Below are 16,631 nucleotides of genomic sequence, written 5' to 3' on the forward strand. Positions count from 1 at the left end.
CATTAAAAGCAGACAATCTCATGAAGCCATTCCTACAATTAGTAGCCGAAGATATACAACAACGATTCGGGCAGGATCTTTCCGAAATCGCCATCGTGTTCAATAACAAACGTCCGATCACCTACCTCAAGAAATATCTTTCTGAAGTATACGGGCAAGCGATTTGGTCGCCACAGTTCTTCACCATTCAAGAGTTTTTCAAACAAGCGACAGACAAAACCGATGCTTCCGCCTTACGGCAATTCTTCTACCTGTATGAGATTCATAACGAACTGCTGCAACAAGAACGTCGCGACCCCGAAAGCCCCGAAGAGTTTTATCCAATAGCCGAACTGATTCTCAGTGATTTCAGTCAGTTGGATTATGAATTGGTGGCGGTAGATCAGATTTACACTGAATTGTATGATACGGGAAAGATCGATTTAGAATTTCAGCACCTCACGCCAGAACAACAAGGATATATCCGGCAGTTTTGGCAATCTTTCTCTATGGCTGGGCATACGGGTGTACAACAGCGATTTTTACAGTTATGGAAGCGATTGCCGCAATTGTACAGTCGTTTCAAAGCGCGTTTGGCGCAAGAAAAGCAAACGAACTATCCGACGCTGTATCGGGAATTGGCCGAAGGCCGTGCTACCAATCAGCAATTTATTGCTCCTTATAAAAAAGTACTTTTTGTAGGGTTTAACGCATTGAACCGCGTCGAATCTAGTTTATTCAAGCGATGGCAAGACGAAGACAAAGCTTTATTCTACTTTGATACCGATGCTTACTACGTCGAAGATACGATGCAGGAAGCTGGACTTTTCATCCGACGGAATATAAGCCAACTGGTCAATTCATTGGGCGAAGCTCCACATGTAATCGGACAGCGGCGTGATGATATCCATTTGTATGCCGCGCTTGGGCGTGTAAGCCAAGCGAAACTGCTTTACCAAATCTTGGAGAAAAACGAACAAGATGGCAAATCATCCGCCATCTTATTGGCCGACGAAAGCTTGCTCGTGCCACTCCTTCAAAGTTTGCCTGCTATCAAGGTGAATATCACGACTGGTTTTCCGTTACTGCAATCGCCTTTGTACGGTTTGCTCGATCTGTGGCTCACCGTACAGGAAGAAATAGGTTGGCGCAAGAAGGACAAACTGCCCTACCCCATTATTGAAAGTTTCCTTAGCCATCCGCTGATCAGGATCGGCAGTGAACAAAAGAATAGTATTCAGAAAGAAGTACTCGATAAGCAACTTTTTGAAGTAGGATTGGATGTCTTGCAGATCAGCAGTGCTGTCGTTCCAGATTTCTTCGCGCCGGTCGCCGAATCTAAAGCGCTCATCCCGGCGATGATCACGATGCTGGAAAAACTGCAGGAATCGACAAACAGCGAGGGCATTGCCTTGCAGATCGATTATACCTTGCTGTTCGAAACACGGCGCGTGCTACAGCAGCTCTTACTCGGTATGGATCAAATTGGGCCATTGAATATTCCTTTTCAGATCGGCTTGATTCGGAAAGCGCTGATGCCGATCTCGACTGCCATCGAAGGGGATCCGCTGCAAGGCGTTCAGATTATGGGTCTGTTAGAAAGCCGTAGTCTCAACTTCGATCATGTATATATTTTGGGTGCCAACGAAGGCATTTTGCCAAAAACAACCAACTCGCCAACCTTCTTGCCCGACAATCTGCGTCGTGCCTATGGATTGCCTATTCTGGCCAATCAAGATGCGTTGTCGGCCTATATTTTCTACCGCCATTTTCAGTACAGCGAATCCATTCATTTGTTTTACAATAGCATTGTGGATGAAAATAGTTCGGGCGAGGAAAGTCGTTTTATTAAGCAATTGGCATTTGAGAGCCAATTCAACATCGTTCATCATACACAACAGCAGCCCATTTCTTTCCCAGCGCAAGAACCTGAATTGGTTATTGAAAAAACGGGTGAAATCTGGAAAAATCTGTATAACAATTACCTGCGCGATAAGACCAGCCATATCTCGGCAACTGGATTCACGACCTATCTGCAATCGCCTTTACAATTTTTCTTGAAGCATATTGCCGGCATCAAAGAGCCACCTTCGGTATCTCAAGAGTTTGAAATCAATAATCTGGGTTCTATCATTCACGAAGTGATGGAAAAAATTTTCACTCCCTATCGGGGAATGAAGGATTTTGTGGCCACCAAGCGCTTAGCAGAAAGTATTTCACAGATTGAGACGATGGTGGTGCAAGAGATCGGCCATCAGTACCACACCACGTACGATACGGCAGCCGATCTGAACAGCTTGCAGCGCATCATGCTGCAGATTGCTTCGGCCTACATTCGTATGTATTTGGAATACGATATTGAACAGTACCAATCGTTTCGCATTATCGAATTAGAAAATAGCGAGGATTATTACTTCGACTTCCCGATTACGGTGCAAGGAAAAACCGAATACATTAAGATATACGGCATTATTGACCGAATCGATGAGGTCGTTACTCAAGATGGTGAAGTGAAGACCCGTATTGTAGATTATAAAACGGGCGCGGATAAAGTGGCTTTCAAAAAAGCGAAGAACAAAGCGGACGAGGAAAGTGCGGAAACCGTATTTGCGCTGACCGAAGGCACCAACGATATTCACAAAGCGCTGATCCAAACGCTGTTTTATACCTATGTTTTCGAGGAGAAAACGGGGCTACGCAACTTAGAACCGCATCTGTATGTCGCACGCCGTATGCGCGAAGATGGTACGCTATTCGTCAGCAAAGAAATGGGTGCATTGGAAGGCGATTATTTACGCGAACAAAAAGAAGCCTTTGTCGGCTTTTTGCGCAAGACGCTGGAAGAGATCTTCGATCCAGCCATTCCATTCAAGCATAAGGCAGATATGCACGTGTACCCGAGCGATCCGTATACGCTATTCTACCGTAATAGTATCAAGCAAGCGGAGGAAGAAAACGCAGAAGAATAATGTGATAAGATATTTGATACAAAAAAGGCAAGATCAATGATCTTGCCTTTTTTGTATCAAATATCAATTTTTCAATCGTTTGCGAACAGCTCGTTCGCCACGGCGTAGAGCCATATCTATTTTATAATTAAACCACCGATCTTTAAAGATTTTACGCATGGTATCGTCAAAATAGCGAGTCACAAATAGATTGCGCGCTCCTTTGATTTTTTCTGACAAAGAATTTGCTAATGCTCTTACAGAGATCGAATAGCCTTCGGTTTCGTATTGGATGTAATGCCACCAACCTGCTGGCATATACAGCGTATCGCCAGGGTTGATTACCGCTTCGTAGCCATCCAAAAGTTTTAAACCTGGATATTTCTCCGGATCACTATTTTTCAGATTAACAATACTGTGAAAGTTGTACGGCAACTTGTACATTAGGTCTGATTGATTATTGGGAAACACCCAAATACGTTTAGAACCTTGAAATTGCGATATAAATACGTGTGACATATCGATATCAAAATGGTTTCGCGTAGCAGAGCCTTCGCCACCAAAGAACATATAAGGCAACCACTGTAGCACTTTCCCGCCAGTAACATCATTGAAAAGCACATCTTTCTTTAGCTCAGGTCTGATCTTCATCAGATTGAATAAAAAAAGACGTAACTCCGTAGGTTCTTTACGAATGAGGTCAAGGTATTCACCAAATGTCATCTGTCCGATCGGCGGACTGGCAGCATGTTGTTGCCCCTCTTCTTCACGCCCGTACACATTTATCTTTTCGTTACCTGCTATCTCTTTGAAATACTCATAATTCCATTTGGTCCAGCAAGGACTGTCTTTCCTTATAAAATCTTTGATCAGCACAGGCTGACCTTTGCTCAGATAATCCCTCACAAAATCTTTGGAGGATATTCCTGAGATGCTTTCAACGGGTTTTAGTTTCACAAGCTCACCTATTTTATATAAGTACAAACATAAAAAAATAATCACTACAAAAATCAGCCCAAGCACAATTGGATTGTGTAAGTGACCAGAATTATTCTAAACAAATGCTATATGCATCCTGAAGCCCTATTACTAAAAAAAGGATGACTGCGTGTCATCCTTTTTACGTTATTAGCAAATCGCTTATTTATTGACTGCTTTAATATATTGTTCCACAGCCATAGTCATACTAGGCGCTTCTGGTGTAGGTGCTGGTATGTCTAAGATCAGACCATGATCTAGCAGCGCCTGTTGCGTAGTAGCACCAAATGCTGCAATACGTGTATTATTTTGCACGAAATCAGAAAAGTTTTCGAAGAGCGATTGTACGCTTGACGGACTAAAGAATACGATGACATCATAAAAAACCTCTTTCAAATCGTTCAGGTCACTAATGACCGTCTTGAAGAGTACGACTGGAGTTGAATCATATCCATTGTCCTGCAACCAATTTTGTGTTTCTTCATTGGCCACATCCGAACATGGGAAAAGAAACTTTTCAGAATTATGCTTCTTCAGCACATCTTCCAAATCCTTGGCGGTTTGCTTTCCAAAGAAAATTTTGCGTTTACGATACTGTATATACTTTTGAAGATACAGCGCTATTGCTTCCGTAATACAAAAATATTTCATATCTGCTGATACCTCAAAGCGCATCTCCTCGCATACGCGAAAGAAATGGTCGACTGCGTTCTTACTAGTAAAAATCACTGCGGTATAATCCGAAAAGTTGATTCGATCCCTCTTTACATCTTTACCCGAAACGCCTTCCACGTGGATAAAAGCACGAAAATCGAGCTTTAAGTTATATTTTTCCGCCAATGCGAAATAAGGAGATTTATCATTTTCAGGTCTTGGCAAAGTCACTAGTATGCTCTTTACTTTCTTTGCTCTTTCTACATCAATCTGCATAAATATGAAATTATTTAGTTGCCCAGGGCTCTAATCAGCAATAGGATTGGAGCAATTTCCAAGGTGCAAAGATAAATAATTAAATAGGATATCGAAAACCGAGTCTGACCAAATACATTCAAAACAGTTCGCAAAACTCTATATATGAACATAATAGATATCGATACCACGAATAGAATTAATATAATATTAAAATAAGCCGCCGGCGAGAGTATAATAAACAGCAGAAATGGCAAAAGAAATAATACACTATTAAAATATACCAAATAAATAACGGTGATATATTCTCGTACGAGCCGCTGCAATCTAAAAACAAAAGATAAAAAACGCACCAATAATATTTTCAGGATAAAGAGAATAGCTATCAACCCGGATGCTCTCATATAATTGCCAAACGTAAGGAAATGCGCATCGCGAAATCCAGACATATACACCACGATAAACAAGCCCAAGGCCAGACTAAATATGCTGTATAAAAAAACATAAGGCCAAGAGGTCGCTATGCTATCCTCCTTGCTGATCTGTTGTAGCAAACGCTCTCGGTAATAAGCGTCGATAATGATATGAAACTCTGCCGGAAAGATAAAACGTATAATTCCTACACATAGAAAAAGAATCATAGCGGTAACAAATACCCATAAAGGGCGATGTGCTCGACTCACTCCTTGGGCGACTGTATCTTGATACGACGCGACAACGACAAATTCGTCCCATACTAACCATTCGCCGGGAGCATTTGTTAAGACATGGCGTAGACGATGATCCAAAAAACCTTCGCGATACGGATTGTCATAAATCAAAGCGCTGTACTGCGTATCGTAAACTTGTCGGATCGAATCTTGTAGATATTCCTGCCGAAGACTATCTCGCAGCCGCTCAACAGAATCCTCCGCGACATCAAAATGCTGTGCCTTAGCGGAGACAGACGAGAGCAATAGTAGTACCATCGCCAAAAAGGAAATCCAAAAAGTTTTTATTTGCATGTGGTCGTAAAAATAGAGAGTTAATCGGGAATTGACAAAAGATAAATCGGATGATCTACTTATAGCAAATATTGGGAAGAAACTTGTATTTTCACCAATAAGATGGAAGATGGCAAATATATTCGCTGCGGATGGTGCGGCCAAGATAAGTTATACCAAGACTATCACGATCAGGAATGGGGTCGTGTAGTGACAGATGATCGTGTCTTGTTCGAATTCCTCGTACTGGAATCAGCACAGGCAGGACTGAGCTGGATCACCATTTGCGCAAACGTGAGAATTATCGACGGTTATTTGCAGATTTTGATCCGCGGGCAGTAGCGAATTTTAACGAAGAAGACGTAGAAAAAATCCTGTTGGATGCTGGCATTATTCGCAATCGTCTAAAAGTGAAAAGTACGATTACCAATGCGCAGATTTTCTTAGCCATACAAGCTGAATTTGGCAGCTTCTATCACTATCTTTATTCGTTCATGCCAGAGAATCGTCCCATTATCAACAATTTTCATAGCCTAATCGAAGTTCCCGCGGCTACACCAATATCCGATGCTATCGCAAAAGATCTGAAAAAGCGTGGCGTCAAATTTTTTGGAACCACGATCTGCTATGCGTACATGCAAGCAGTCGGCATGGTGAATGATCATGTTATAGATTGCTCTTTTAGAGAATAAGTACTATCGCGCTATGCGGTATCTTTACTCTTCTTCTCTCGGGATCTGTTTGTAAATATGCATAAGATTTCGGCACATACCGTTGTAATCCAACCCGTAGCCGACAACAAATTCTTTTTCGATCTCAAAACCGGTATAAAGTATATTATCAAACTCATGCTCCATAGATGACGGTTTGATCAATAGAGTACAAACTGCGATAGATTGCACTTCCAACTTCTCTAGCGCCTCCATTGTATGTTTTAAGCTATTACCTGTATCTACGATGTCTTCAACGATGATAATGTGCCGACCGCGAAGGTCCATCTCTAGTCCAAGCAATTCTTTGATATCTTGCTGCTCTGTACCGTGATAGGACGAAAGTTTCACGAACGACATCTCGCACGGAATCGTCACCTGCTTTAACAAATCTGCCATAAACATAAAGCAACCATTCAGTACGCCAATAAAAACAGGCATTTTATCTTTGTACTTCACATTGATATCGATACCAATGAGACGAGTACTCTTACGTATCTGATCATTGTCGATTAGCAATTCAAAATCGAGATCGTCAATCGTTATTAGATTATTCATGCATATGGGGTTTTATTCTTCTTCAATTTCTTCTTGTTCCTTTTTGCCAAACAGGCGTTCTATCAAGCTACGGCGCTGCTGTTCTTCTGCATCAATACCATCAATCAGATCATGCAAATCATCCGATGAAGGGATGGAATCAACGACACCATATGGTCTAGGTGGCCGAAGATTAGGCTGCAAGGTAACGCCATAAAAACCGTACGCTTCGGGCACAGCGACGTCATGCAATTGATTTAGTTTTGATAAAATGTAACCGTAGGTATTAAAATGCCGGCGTACCCATGGTTTCAAATGACCGGTATAATCGAAAGATGACAAACCAGTTTTAGGACGAGGAATGATACTCGATAAGAACAAACTCTCGCCGAGATCCAACTCGTCTGGTGTCTTGCCAAAATAGTAATTGGCCGCTTCGGTGATACCATAGACATTTTTGCCCCACTCAATGATGTTGAGATAGATTTCAAACAAGCGATCTTTACTGACTACTTTGGAACGCTCCATCAGCCACACCAGTATGATCTCTTCAAACTTGCGCGTCATGGTTTTATTACGATCTAAATACAAGTTTTTCACCAATTGCATGGAGATGGTACTCGCGCCACGCTTGAAGGCGCGTTCTTTGATGTTGGTTACGATAGATAGCTTGAATGCTTCTTCTTCGAAACCATGATGTTTGTAAAAAAATGGATCTTCGGTATTCAATACCGTACGTCGTAGGATCGGCGCGATCTGTGCTAGATTTCTAAAGTTGGGATTGGAGGTTGCCACCACGATATCACGTAGCTTGCTGGTATCTTCGTAGACTCCATGTACAAATGGTTGATTCAAAGCTGCCACATCGGCCCTGCCCCAACGTACAATCTGCAATTCGCGATCGTCCATCTGCGAGCGAAACACCAAATCTTCCGGATTGTCGAAGTCTACTTTAAAATCCAATTGATAAGCAATATTGCCCTTCACTTGGATGCCTTCCAAGGTTTCGAACAAGCCGGTGGGTATCGCATCAAAGAAATCTTGTGCCGCAAACTGACCTGTGCTGACAGATAATTCCAGCAATTTGCTTGGGGTATGTGTGTATTTGAGTTTTGGCTTCACCACAAAATCACGCACTTTGATCGAGGAGTTTTCTAACAACTCCACGGCATTTTCGGCCAGCAGAAAACCGCCTTCTGCAGATGCCTGAGGTACGACGATGGGTTTTTCGGACAGTCTGCGATGTTGTACCTGCAATTGGTCCACTTCCCAGTTTCCGGACAATTTTAATTGATCTTTACCGTGCCGTTTTATCTCTTTCAGATCGAAAGTTACGGCCTTAAACCGGACTGCTAATCCCAATCTACTGCGCAAGAAAGGCACTTCCATATCTTCGCGATCTGATGTCACGGTGACGCTGAACTCTTCATCACCCGCATCTATTATACCATTCAGATTCCATTTGTCGCTTACCTCATTCAAGAATACATCGACGTCATAGCGACCATTGCGCATTTTACCTTCGGGCACATACAACCCTTGCACGCCCGAACTATCCTGATAGGTGACGCGCACTTCGTTTAGATCCAGATTGGAGGGGATTTTATCGAATGCTTGGCGGATCAAACGATCTACTTTTTGCGCTAAACTACTTGCCGTTAAGGAGGTATCTTTCGTGGAAGCTGTTTTCTTACGAAACAAGAAGTCATAGTTAGTGCCGTCACCGTCATTTATCATAGTAAAAGAAGCGCGATCCATACCGACCGCATTGAGCTTGATGCGCTTGCGTAATAAAGGCCATAGCTCGACCGATACCTGCAATTGTTCCACCGCCATTAACTGCGCCGCAGAATCTGGAATCACTGTTACGCCATTTAGCGCTACAGTGCTTAATCCGGCGAAGCGTAATCTTCCACGCGCAATGTAACTCCATATTCCTCCTTTAATTGCTTTTGTGCACGAAGCATAGCACGATCCAACAAACTCTGACGAACCGAAAAATAATAGATAAAGCCGATCGCCAACAGCACAACCAAAGCCGCGAGCGAAATGCAAAGCCATTTTTTCTGTTGTGCGGTGATCGAAATCTTCTTAGCAAACATAGTGTGATTTCCCTCGAGTAATATGATCTGAAAGTACGGGTTAAAAATAGACAAAAAACATTAAAAACATCTAAATGACACGAGTGTGCACCGCATTATTTAGCTTTGTATATCCAACGAAAAATAATGATTACGCAAGAACAAATCCTACATGCGCTTGGTCACGTCGAAGAACCTGATTTAAAAAAGGATCTCGTGACGCTGAACATGATCCAAAATATAGAGATCCTTCCTAACAAAATTCGGTTCGATGTCGTTTTGACGACACCTGCTTGTCCGCTCAAAGGGCACATCGAGCATGCCTGCCGTAATGCCATCAGTTTATTTGTCTCTAAAGAGATTGACGTAGACATTAACATGACATCGCGCGTGATCGCTGCCGACAGCAACCAACTGAAGGGTATTAAAAATATTATTTTAGTGTCTTCTGGTAAAGGCGGAGTCGGTAAATCTACCGTTGCAGCCAATTTGGCATTAGCGCTAAGCCAGCAAGGTGCGCGCACCGGTTTGCTCGATGCGGATATCTATGGACCTTCGTTGCCGATTATGTTTGGCTTGGAAGGCGCAAAGCCTCAATCCACACAATCAGCTGATGGGCAAACTAAAATCTTACCGATCGAGCGCTTCGGACTGAAGCTGTTGAGTATTGGTTTCTTTACAGACCCTAATCAGCCAATTCCTTGGCGCGGCCCGATGGCTACTTCTGCAATCAAACAGCTTTTCAATGATGCCGATTGGGGTGAGATCGATTATTTGGTAGTCGATATGCCACCTGGAACAGGCGATATTCATATCACCGTATCACAAACTTATCCAATCTCTGGAGCAGTAATTGTAACGACACCGCAACATGTTGCGCTAGCAGATGCGATCAAAGGAATGGCGATGTACCGTATGGAAGGCATCAACGTGCCAATTTTGGGCATTGTTGAAAATATGGCGTATTTTACTCCAGCAGAATTGCCAGATAAGCAATATTATATTTTTGGAAAAGATGGCGGCAAGCGATTGGCTACCGAAAATAACGTGCCTTTCTTGGGCGAAATACCGCTAGTGAAAGCAGTAGCAGACGCAGGCGACAATGGTTTTCCGGTTTTACTGGACGATCAGGAACCTGTAGCACAAGCGTATGTGCAGATCGCTGGCCGTGTGGCGCAAGAATTATCTATTCTGGCAAATACCTAAGTAGATTTTTTTAGCACAAAACAACATCACATATGGAACACATTAAAAAGCTGGCAGCTATTCGCGAATCCATGGCGGAGCGCGGTATAGATGCCTATATTATTCCTTCGGCAGATCCACATATCAGCGAATACCTTCCTGATCGCTTCAAAGCGATTGCTTGGACTTCGGGATTTACTGGATCGGCAGGCACGTTGGTGATTACACAAGATTTTGCTGGATTATGGACCGATGCGCGTTATTTCGTGCAAGGGCGTGAGCAGCTCGTAGATACTGGTTTTGAGTTGGTAAAACTCAAAATACAGCACAAAGCAGAATATGTAGAATGGCTAAGCGAGAAGTTTAGCAAAGGAAACACGGTTGCTTTCGATGGTAACCTGACTTCACTCCTTTTGGCAAATACCATCAAAGAGAAGTTAGAACCATTAGGCATTTGCGTTAAAGGCAGTGAAGATTTGTTGGATGCCGCTTGGGAAGACAGGCCATTGCTTCCAACAGATGCAGCTTACCTCATCCACCCCGATACAACGGGACAAGATGCCGCCAGCAAAATTGCCGCTATTCGCCACAAAATGGAGAAACTACATACTCAGGCACATATCATTTCTTCTTTAGATGACTTGGCTTGGACGTTGAATATTCGCGGTAATGATGTGCCTTGTAATCCAGTGGTGCTCGGTTTCTTGATTATAGAGTTGGAGCGTGCAACGCTCTTCATTGACAACACCAAATTGTCGGCAGCTGATCAAGCGGAGCTGAACGCCGCAGGTGTTGACATAAAACCATACGACAGCGTGCATCCCGCTGTTCAACAATTGGCAGTAGAACAGATCCTAATCGATCCAAAACGGACTTGTTACGCCGTTTACGAAAGTATTCCAGCGCACGTAACAGTATTAGAAGACACCAATCCTTCTACCTTTTTGAAGGCAGTAAAGAACCCAACTGAAGTTAGCTTTTCGCGCGAAACCATGCTAAAAGATGGAGTAGCGCTCACGCGTTTCTTCAAATGGTTAGAAGAAAATGTAAGCAAAGGTCAATTGACAGAAATCAGCATATCCGACCAGTTGCGCACGTTCCGCGCAGCGCAAGATGGATTTGTAGACATTTCTTTCGATACCATTGCAGGCTACTTGGAGCATGGTGCATTGCCACATTATAAAGCGACGCCTAAAAGTGATGCTACACTAAAACCGAGCGGATTGTTATTGGTAGATTCGGGCGGCCAATACACATCAGGCACTACCGACATTACACGCGTTGTTTCGTTAGGAAATATCACTGCTGAAGAAAAAGAAGATTATACCATTGTGCTGAAAGGATTGATCGAAGGATCGATGGCTGTTTTTCCGCAAGGAACACGCGGCTATCAGATCGATGCGATCACACGTCGCCCAATCTGGGAAACATTGCGCAACTATGGGCATGGTACAGGACACGGCGTCGGATTCTTTCTAAATGTGCACGAAGGTCCACAGGTCCTAAATCCATCGAATGTGGATGTTGCTATAGAAGAAGGAATGATCTCTTCTATAGAACCTGGATTGTATCGTGAAGGTTCGTATGGTATTCGTATTGAAAATCTGGTGCTGAGCCGGATGCTTTCGCATAATGAATTTGGCGATTTTATGGATTTTGAGACATTGACGATTTGCTATATCGCAACAGATCTGGTAAACACAGCGTTGCTGGATCAAAAACACATCGACTGGCTAAATCAGTATAACGATTGGACGTATAACCAACTTGCTCCTTTGCTCACTGAAGAAGAAGCAGCTTGGCTGAAAGAGAAAACTAAAGCTATTTAGATAACTCAGATATATAAAAAGGTCTTACTGTAAGTTGCAGTAAGACCTTTTTATATCTTTAGTTCTTCGCCGCTTTTTCAAAATGCATCCCGATATTTGTTGTATGCCAAAGCTAAAATTACTTTTTCTACTTTCTATTATACTATCATTCAGTAGTACAAAAGCGCAAAACCTGAGCAGCCAAATATCAAACGCTTTCAATCAATTTCGGAGCGAAGGCGGATTGGCGACGCAGCAAGCCGCCTTGATTGTCACCGATTCAAAAACGGGACATGTCGTATTTGAGCATCAAGCAAATACTGGAATGGCTACTGCTTCGACCTTGAAAGTGATTACGAGTATCACCGCATTCGAATTGTTGGGTTTCGATTATAAATACACCACGACCATATCATATACTGGCACCATTGATAAACTAGGAAACCTCGATGGTGATATTATTATAAAAGGCAGCGGCGACCCGACTTTAGGCAGTGATCGCTACGCTTCTACGCAAGCACAAAATATCTTAGATAATTGGACTTTTGCGATTAAACAATTGGACATTAAACGTATTCGCGGTCGTATCATTGGTGATGATACTATATTCGACGGTAATCAAGTGCCGACGGGTTGGCCAGCGGCAGACATTGGCAATTACTATGGCGCTGGGGTTTCGGGATTAAATTGGAAAGAGAACAAAGTAGGCATTACCTTCTCGCCCGCAGCGGTTGGTAAACCAGCGGCTATCAAAAAATTATCGGTAGATCTGAGTTATCTGACCATCCGAAATGAAGTGACTACTGGAAATGCAGGAACAGGCGACAAGGTATTTGGTTTTTCTACACCATACGCCAATTCCATCCTGTTAAAAGGCAGTTATGGTAAAGATCTGACTAAAACCATCGAGATCTCTATCCCGGATCCAGCCTATCAGCTCGCACACGATTTGAAAGCAAATCTGATACAGGAAGGTGTGCTGGTGGATGGCGTTGCGGCTTCTGCGTATAAACTTAACAATTACGTAGCATCTACAGGGAAAACCATTGCAACGCATCAGTCGCCCGCATTGGCTGAGATCATTTATTGGTTCAATCACAAAAGCATTAACCTATTTGGCGAAGCCTTATTGAAAACGATCGGACGCGAGCAGAAAAAGGTGAAAACCACAGCAGAAAGCGCCGATTATGTCATTGCGCATTGGAACAAAACCTTACACATTCCTACTGTGGATCTAGGAATGCTAGATGGTTCTGGATTATCGCCTGCAAACCGCGTGACGGCCAATGCGATGAACCGCATCATGCAATACGCTTGTAGTAGGCCGTGGTACGCTGACTTCTACAAAAGTCTGCCCACGATCAATCAAATGAAAATGAAAAGTGGTACCATAGGCGGTGTACTTGGCTACACCGGATTTCAGACGAGCAAGGCTGGACAAGAGCTGACTTTCACGCTTTTTGTCAATAATTACAAAGGTAGCACAGCGCGTATGCGTCAGCGTATGTTCAAATTACTGAACGTGTTGAAACAATAATTCTCCAAGTCATGGAATAATAATAGATTTGTACCCACAAACATAAACTTACATCAAAAAAGTATTCAATGAGCAGTTCAAATAGAAAAAAGGACGCCTTACGTTACCATTCATCCGGTCGTCCGGGCAAGATTGCGGTAGTCCCTACCAAACCACATAGTTCACAACGGGATTTATCATTAGCCTATTCACCAGGAGTTGCAGAGCCTTGCTTGGCCATTGCGGAGAATAGCGAAGATGCGTACAAGTACACCGCGAAAGGCAATTTGGTAGCGGTTATTTCGAACGGTACTGCTGTATTAGGGCTGGGTGATATTGGTGCACAAGCTGGTAAGCCGGTGATGGAAGGCAAAGGCTTGTTGTTCAAAATCTTTGCAGACATCGACGTATTTGACCTAGAGTTGGATACTAAAAATGTAGATGAATTTGTCCGTATTGTAAAAGCGTTGGAACCCACTTTTGGAGGTATCAACTTAGAAGACATCAAAGCACCTGAATGTTTTGAGATTGAGCGCAGATTAAAAGCGGAAATGAATATTCCGGTCATGCACGACGATCAGCATGGTACCGCTATTATTTCTGGCGCAGCGCTTATCAATGCCTGCGAGTTGCAGCAGAAAGACATTAGCCAAGTTAAAATCGTTGTTAACGGTGCCGGAGCGGCAGCAATTTCGTGTACTGCAATGTATATTGCTGTAGGCGCTAAAAAAGAAAATATTGTGATGTTGGATAGCAAAGGTGTTATCCGCAGCGATCGTGACAATTTGGACACTAGCAAAGCAGAGTGGGCAACTGATCGTGATATTTATACGTTGGCCGATGCGGTCAAAGATAGTGATGTATTCATCGGATTGTCTGCAGCAGATGTACTGACTCCCGAGATGTTACAATCTATGGCTGCCAAACCTATCGTATTAGCCATGGCAAATCCTAATCCAGAAATCGCATATGATCTTGCCTGCAAAACGCGCAACGACATTATTATGGGAACAGGGCGATCTGATTACCCAAATCAGGTAAACAATGTATTGGGATTCCCCTACATTTTCCGTGGAGCTTTGGATGTACGCGCAACGGCGATTAACGAAGACATGAAGATTGCTGCGGTACATGCTATCGCCAAATTGGCCAAAGAACCTGTGCCAGAAGAGGTAAACCAAGCTTACAACACAAACAACCTCCGTTTGGGGAAGAATATGTTATTCCAAAACCGACCGATCCGCGTTTGATAACAGAAGTATCTGTGGCAGTGGCCAAAGCTGCAATAGCGTCTGGAGTTGCCCGTCAAACTATCGACAACTGGGACGAATATACAACAGAATTGCGCAAGCGTTTGGGTAAAGATGATGGCATCATGCGTACGCTTTCTGCGCGTGCGCAGAACAACCCGAAACGAGTAGTATTTGCCGAAGCAGACAATTACAAAACATTGCGTGCTGCACAAATCGTACAAGAAGAAGGCATCGCTATTCCTATCCTATTGGGCGACGAAGAGCGTATTCGTCACATTATCGAAGAATATGCATTTGAATTAGAAGGTACGCAGATCATCGATCCAAGCAAACAATCGAAAACCGAGGAATTCAAAAAATACGTTGATCACTTGTACACTAAACGCCAACGACGTGGCATTAGCCATTTGGAAGCCGAAAAATTGATGCGTAGCAATCGTAATTATTACGCAGCTTCGATGGTCGAATTTGGACAAGCCGATACATTTATATCTGGATTAACACGTACTTATCCAAATACTATTCGCCCGGCGCTTCAAGTAATCGGGGCAAAACCAGGTAGCCGTGTAGCCGGTATGTATATGATGTTAACCAAAAAAGGCCCAATCTTTTTAGCTGATACAACCGTAAATGAAGATCCTTGTGCAGAAGATTTGGCCGAAATCACCATTTTGGTCAATAATGCAGTTAAAGAGCGCTTTAATATTACGCCACGCATTGCGATGCTTTCGTACTCTAATTTTGGCTCGACCGAAGGCCGTGTAGCCGACAAAGCACGTGAAGCGGTAAAAATCTTGCACGAAAAAGCACCAGATATCATCGTAGATGGCGATTTGCAAGCCAACTTTGCTTTGAATAAAGAGATGTTGAATGCAAACTTCCCTTTCAACAAATTGAACGGTGAAGCTGCAAATACGTTGATATTCCCGAATTTGGAATCAGGTAATATTGCTTATAAACTATTGCAAGAAGTGGGTGAGGCTGAGGCTGTAGGACCTATCTTATTGGGCATGAACAAGCCAGTACACGTATTGCAATTGGATAGTTCGGTACGAGAGATTGTCAACATGGTAAAAATTGCAGTAGTAGACGCTCAATCTAGAGAAAAATAAGTTTATCCAACAAAAGAATATGTACGAATACCTCGACGGACAGCTCGTATTAAAATCCCCTACCCACGTCATCATTGACGTGGGTGGCGTGGGTTACCATGTACACATCTCCTTGACTACATTCAGTCAAATCAAAGAAGTGGAGCGTTGTAAGCTGTTCATTTCTTTTCAAGTGCGTGAAGATTCACACACGATGTACGGCTTTGCGACAGAGAGTGAACGGCACTTATTTAATCACTTGATTTCTGTGTCAGGAATTGGCGCCAATACGGGGCGGATGATGCTTTCTTCCATTACGCCAGAAGAAATACAGCAGGCGATAGTACAAGGGCAAGTAGCCGTGATTCAAAAGATCAAAGGCATCGGCCCTAAAACGGCGCAACGCGTGATCTTAGAATTACAGGATAAGTTGAAAAAAGAAGGTCCGAATGCCTTATTGATGGATCACGTGCCGACTCAATCAGCACACGATGAGGCCACATCTGCATTAATTATGTTGGGATTCCCTAAACCGCAGATAGAAAAGGTCATGCAGCAAATTTTATTATCCTCATCAGAAGATCAATCTGTAGAAAGCCTTATCAAAGCTGCACTGAAAAAACTATAAATATCCCGCTTATCCCACGATTCTA

At 43.1% G+C, this 16,631-nt stretch carries 11 protein-coding genes and 2 pseudogenes; 7 read left to right on the forward strand and 6 right to left on the reverse strand.

Going from position 1 to position 16,631, the window contains the following annotated elements:
• Positions 1 to 20 precede the first annotated feature (20 nt).
• Positions 21 to 2,948 carry a PD-(D/E)XK nuclease family protein gene (locus A0125_RS13540; protein WP_197464886.1) on the forward strand — a complete coding sequence of 976 codons (2,928 nt, stop codon included), beginning with the start codon at positions 21 to 23 and terminating at the stop codon, positions 2,946 to 2,948.
• A gap of 63 nt (positions 2,949 to 3,011) precedes the next feature.
• Here the strand turns inward: A0125_RS13540 and A0125_RS13545 are convergent, their stop codons facing one another.
• The 3 genes from A0125_RS13545 to A0125_RS13555 form a co-directional block, all read right to left on the reverse strand.
• Positions 3,012 to 3,884, reverse strand: coding sequence for a cupin-like domain-containing protein (locus A0125_RS13545; RefSeq protein ID WP_066757710.1), 873 nt, complete (start codon positions 3,882 to 3,884; stop codon positions 3,012 to 3,014).
• Positions 3,885 to 4,067: 183 nt separating this feature from the next.
• A complete protein-coding gene (locus A0125_RS13550) occupies positions 4,068 to 4,835 on the reverse strand; it encodes a uroporphyrinogen-III synthase (protein ID WP_066757332.1) in 768 nt (255 codons plus the stop codon).
• A 14-nt stretch (positions 4,836 to 4,849) separates the two neighbouring features.
• Positions 4,850 to 5,818, reverse strand: coding sequence for a DUF4271 domain-containing protein (locus A0125_RS13555; RefSeq protein ID WP_066757335.1), 969 nt, complete (start codon positions 5,816 to 5,818; stop codon positions 4,850 to 4,852).
• Positions 5,819 to 5,920: 102 nt separating this feature from the next.
• Here A0125_RS13555 and A0125_RS13560 point away from each other — a divergent pair.
• Positions 5,921 to 6,489 (forward strand): annotated as a pseudogene (locus tag A0125_RS13560) (DNA-3-methyladenine glycosylase I).
• A 24-nt stretch (positions 6,490 to 6,513) separates the two neighbouring features.
• Here A0125_RS13560 and hpt read toward each other — a convergent pair.
• From hpt to A0125_RS15930, 3 genes are read right to left on the reverse strand one after another with little or no spacing between them, the layout of a single operon-like run.
• Positions 6,514 to 7,065 (reverse strand): hypoxanthine phosphoribosyltransferase, encoded by a 552-nt coding sequence (gene hpt, locus A0125_RS13565; RefSeq protein ID WP_066757338.1) that lies wholly within the window; start codon positions 7,063 to 7,065, stop codon positions 6,514 to 6,516.
• Between the two features lie 12 nt (positions 7,066 to 7,077).
• Entirely contained in the window at positions 7,078 to 8,907 is a 1,830-nt protein-coding gene (locus A0125_RS13570; protein ID WP_066757347.1) for a transglycosylase domain-containing protein, read from the reverse strand.
• Positions 8,908 to 8,933: 26 nt separating this feature from the next.
• Positions 8,934 to 9,146, reverse strand: a complete 213-nt coding sequence (locus A0125_RS15930) for a hypothetical protein (RefSeq protein ID WP_066757349.1) — start codon at positions 9,144 to 9,146, stop codon at positions 8,934 to 8,936.
• Between the two features lie 126 nt (positions 9,147 to 9,272).
• Here A0125_RS15930 and A0125_RS13580 point away from each other — a divergent pair, with 126 nt between their 5' ends.
• From A0125_RS13580 to ruvA, 5 genes and pseudogenes are all read left to right on the forward strand, one after another.
• The gene (locus tag A0125_RS13580; RefSeq protein ID WP_066757351.1) at positions 9,273 to 10,331 is read left to right on the forward strand and encodes an Mrp/NBP35 family ATP-binding protein; all 1,059 of its coding nucleotides are present in this window, start codon (positions 9,273 to 9,275) and stop codon (positions 10,329 to 10,331) included.
• 32 nt (positions 10,332 to 10,363) lie between these two features.
• Positions 10,364 to 12,139: an aminopeptidase P family protein gene (locus A0125_RS13585; protein WP_066757353.1), complete on the forward strand. Its 1,776-nt coding sequence runs from the start codon at positions 10,364 to 10,366 to the stop codon at positions 12,137 to 12,139.
• A 103-nt stretch (positions 12,140 to 12,242) separates the two neighbouring features.
• Positions 12,243 to 13,655, forward strand: coding sequence for a D-alanyl-D-alanine carboxypeptidase/D-alanyl-D-alanine endopeptidase (gene dacB / locus A0125_RS13590; RefSeq protein WP_082785042.1), 1,413 nt, complete (start codon positions 12,243 to 12,245; stop codon positions 13,653 to 13,655).
• Positions 13,656 to 13,723: 68 nt separating this feature from the next.
• A pseudogene (locus tag A0125_RS13595) lies at positions 13,724 to 15,999 on the forward strand (NADP-dependent malic enzyme).
• A gap of 19 nt (positions 16,000 to 16,018) precedes the next feature.
• Positions 16,019 to 16,606 (forward strand): Holliday junction branch migration protein RuvA, encoded by a 588-nt coding sequence (gene ruvA / locus A0125_RS13600; protein ID WP_066757356.1) that lies wholly within the window; start codon positions 16,019 to 16,021, stop codon positions 16,604 to 16,606.
• The last annotated feature ends 25 nt before the right edge of the window (positions 16,607 to 16,631 follow it).

Source organism: Sphingobacterium populi (genome assembly GCF_001586775.1).
In the GTDB taxonomy this organism is placed as follows: Bacteria; Bacteroidota; Bacteroidia; order Sphingobacteriales; family Sphingobacteriaceae; genus Sphingobacterium; species Sphingobacterium populi.

Coding starts and splice junctions, on each gene's coding strand:
- A0125_RS13540 (WP_197464886.1), top strand. CDS start 21: ATGAAGCCATTCCTACAATTAGTAGCCGAAGATATACAACAACGATTC.
- A0125_RS13550 (WP_066757332.1), bottom strand. CDS start 4,835: ATGCAGATTGATGTAGAAAGAGCAAAGAAAGTAAAGAGCATACTAGTG.
- A0125_RS13555 (WP_066757335.1), bottom strand. CDS start 5,818: ATGCAAATAAAAACTTTTTGGATTTCCTTTTTGGCGATGGTACTACTA.
- hpt (WP_066757338.1), bottom strand. CDS start 7,065: ATGAATAATCTAATAACGATTGACGATCTCGATTTTGAATTGCTAATC.
- A0125_RS15930 (WP_066757349.1), bottom strand. CDS start 9,146: ATGTTTGCTAAGAAGATTTCGATCACCGCACAACAGAAAAAATGGCTT.
- A0125_RS13580 (WP_066757351.1), top strand. CDS start 9,273: ATGATTACGCAAGAACAAATCCTACATGCGCTTGGTCACGTCGAAGAA.
- A0125_RS13585 (WP_066757353.1), top strand. CDS start 10,364: ATGGAACACATTAAAAAGCTGGCAGCTATTCGCGAATCCATGGCGGAG.
- dacB (WP_082785042.1), top strand. CDS start 12,243: ATGCCAAAGCTAAAATTACTTTTTCTACTTTCTATTATACTATCATTC.
- ruvA (WP_066757356.1), top strand. CDS start 16,019: ATGTACGAATACCTCGACGGACAGCTCGTATTAAAATCCCCTACCCAC.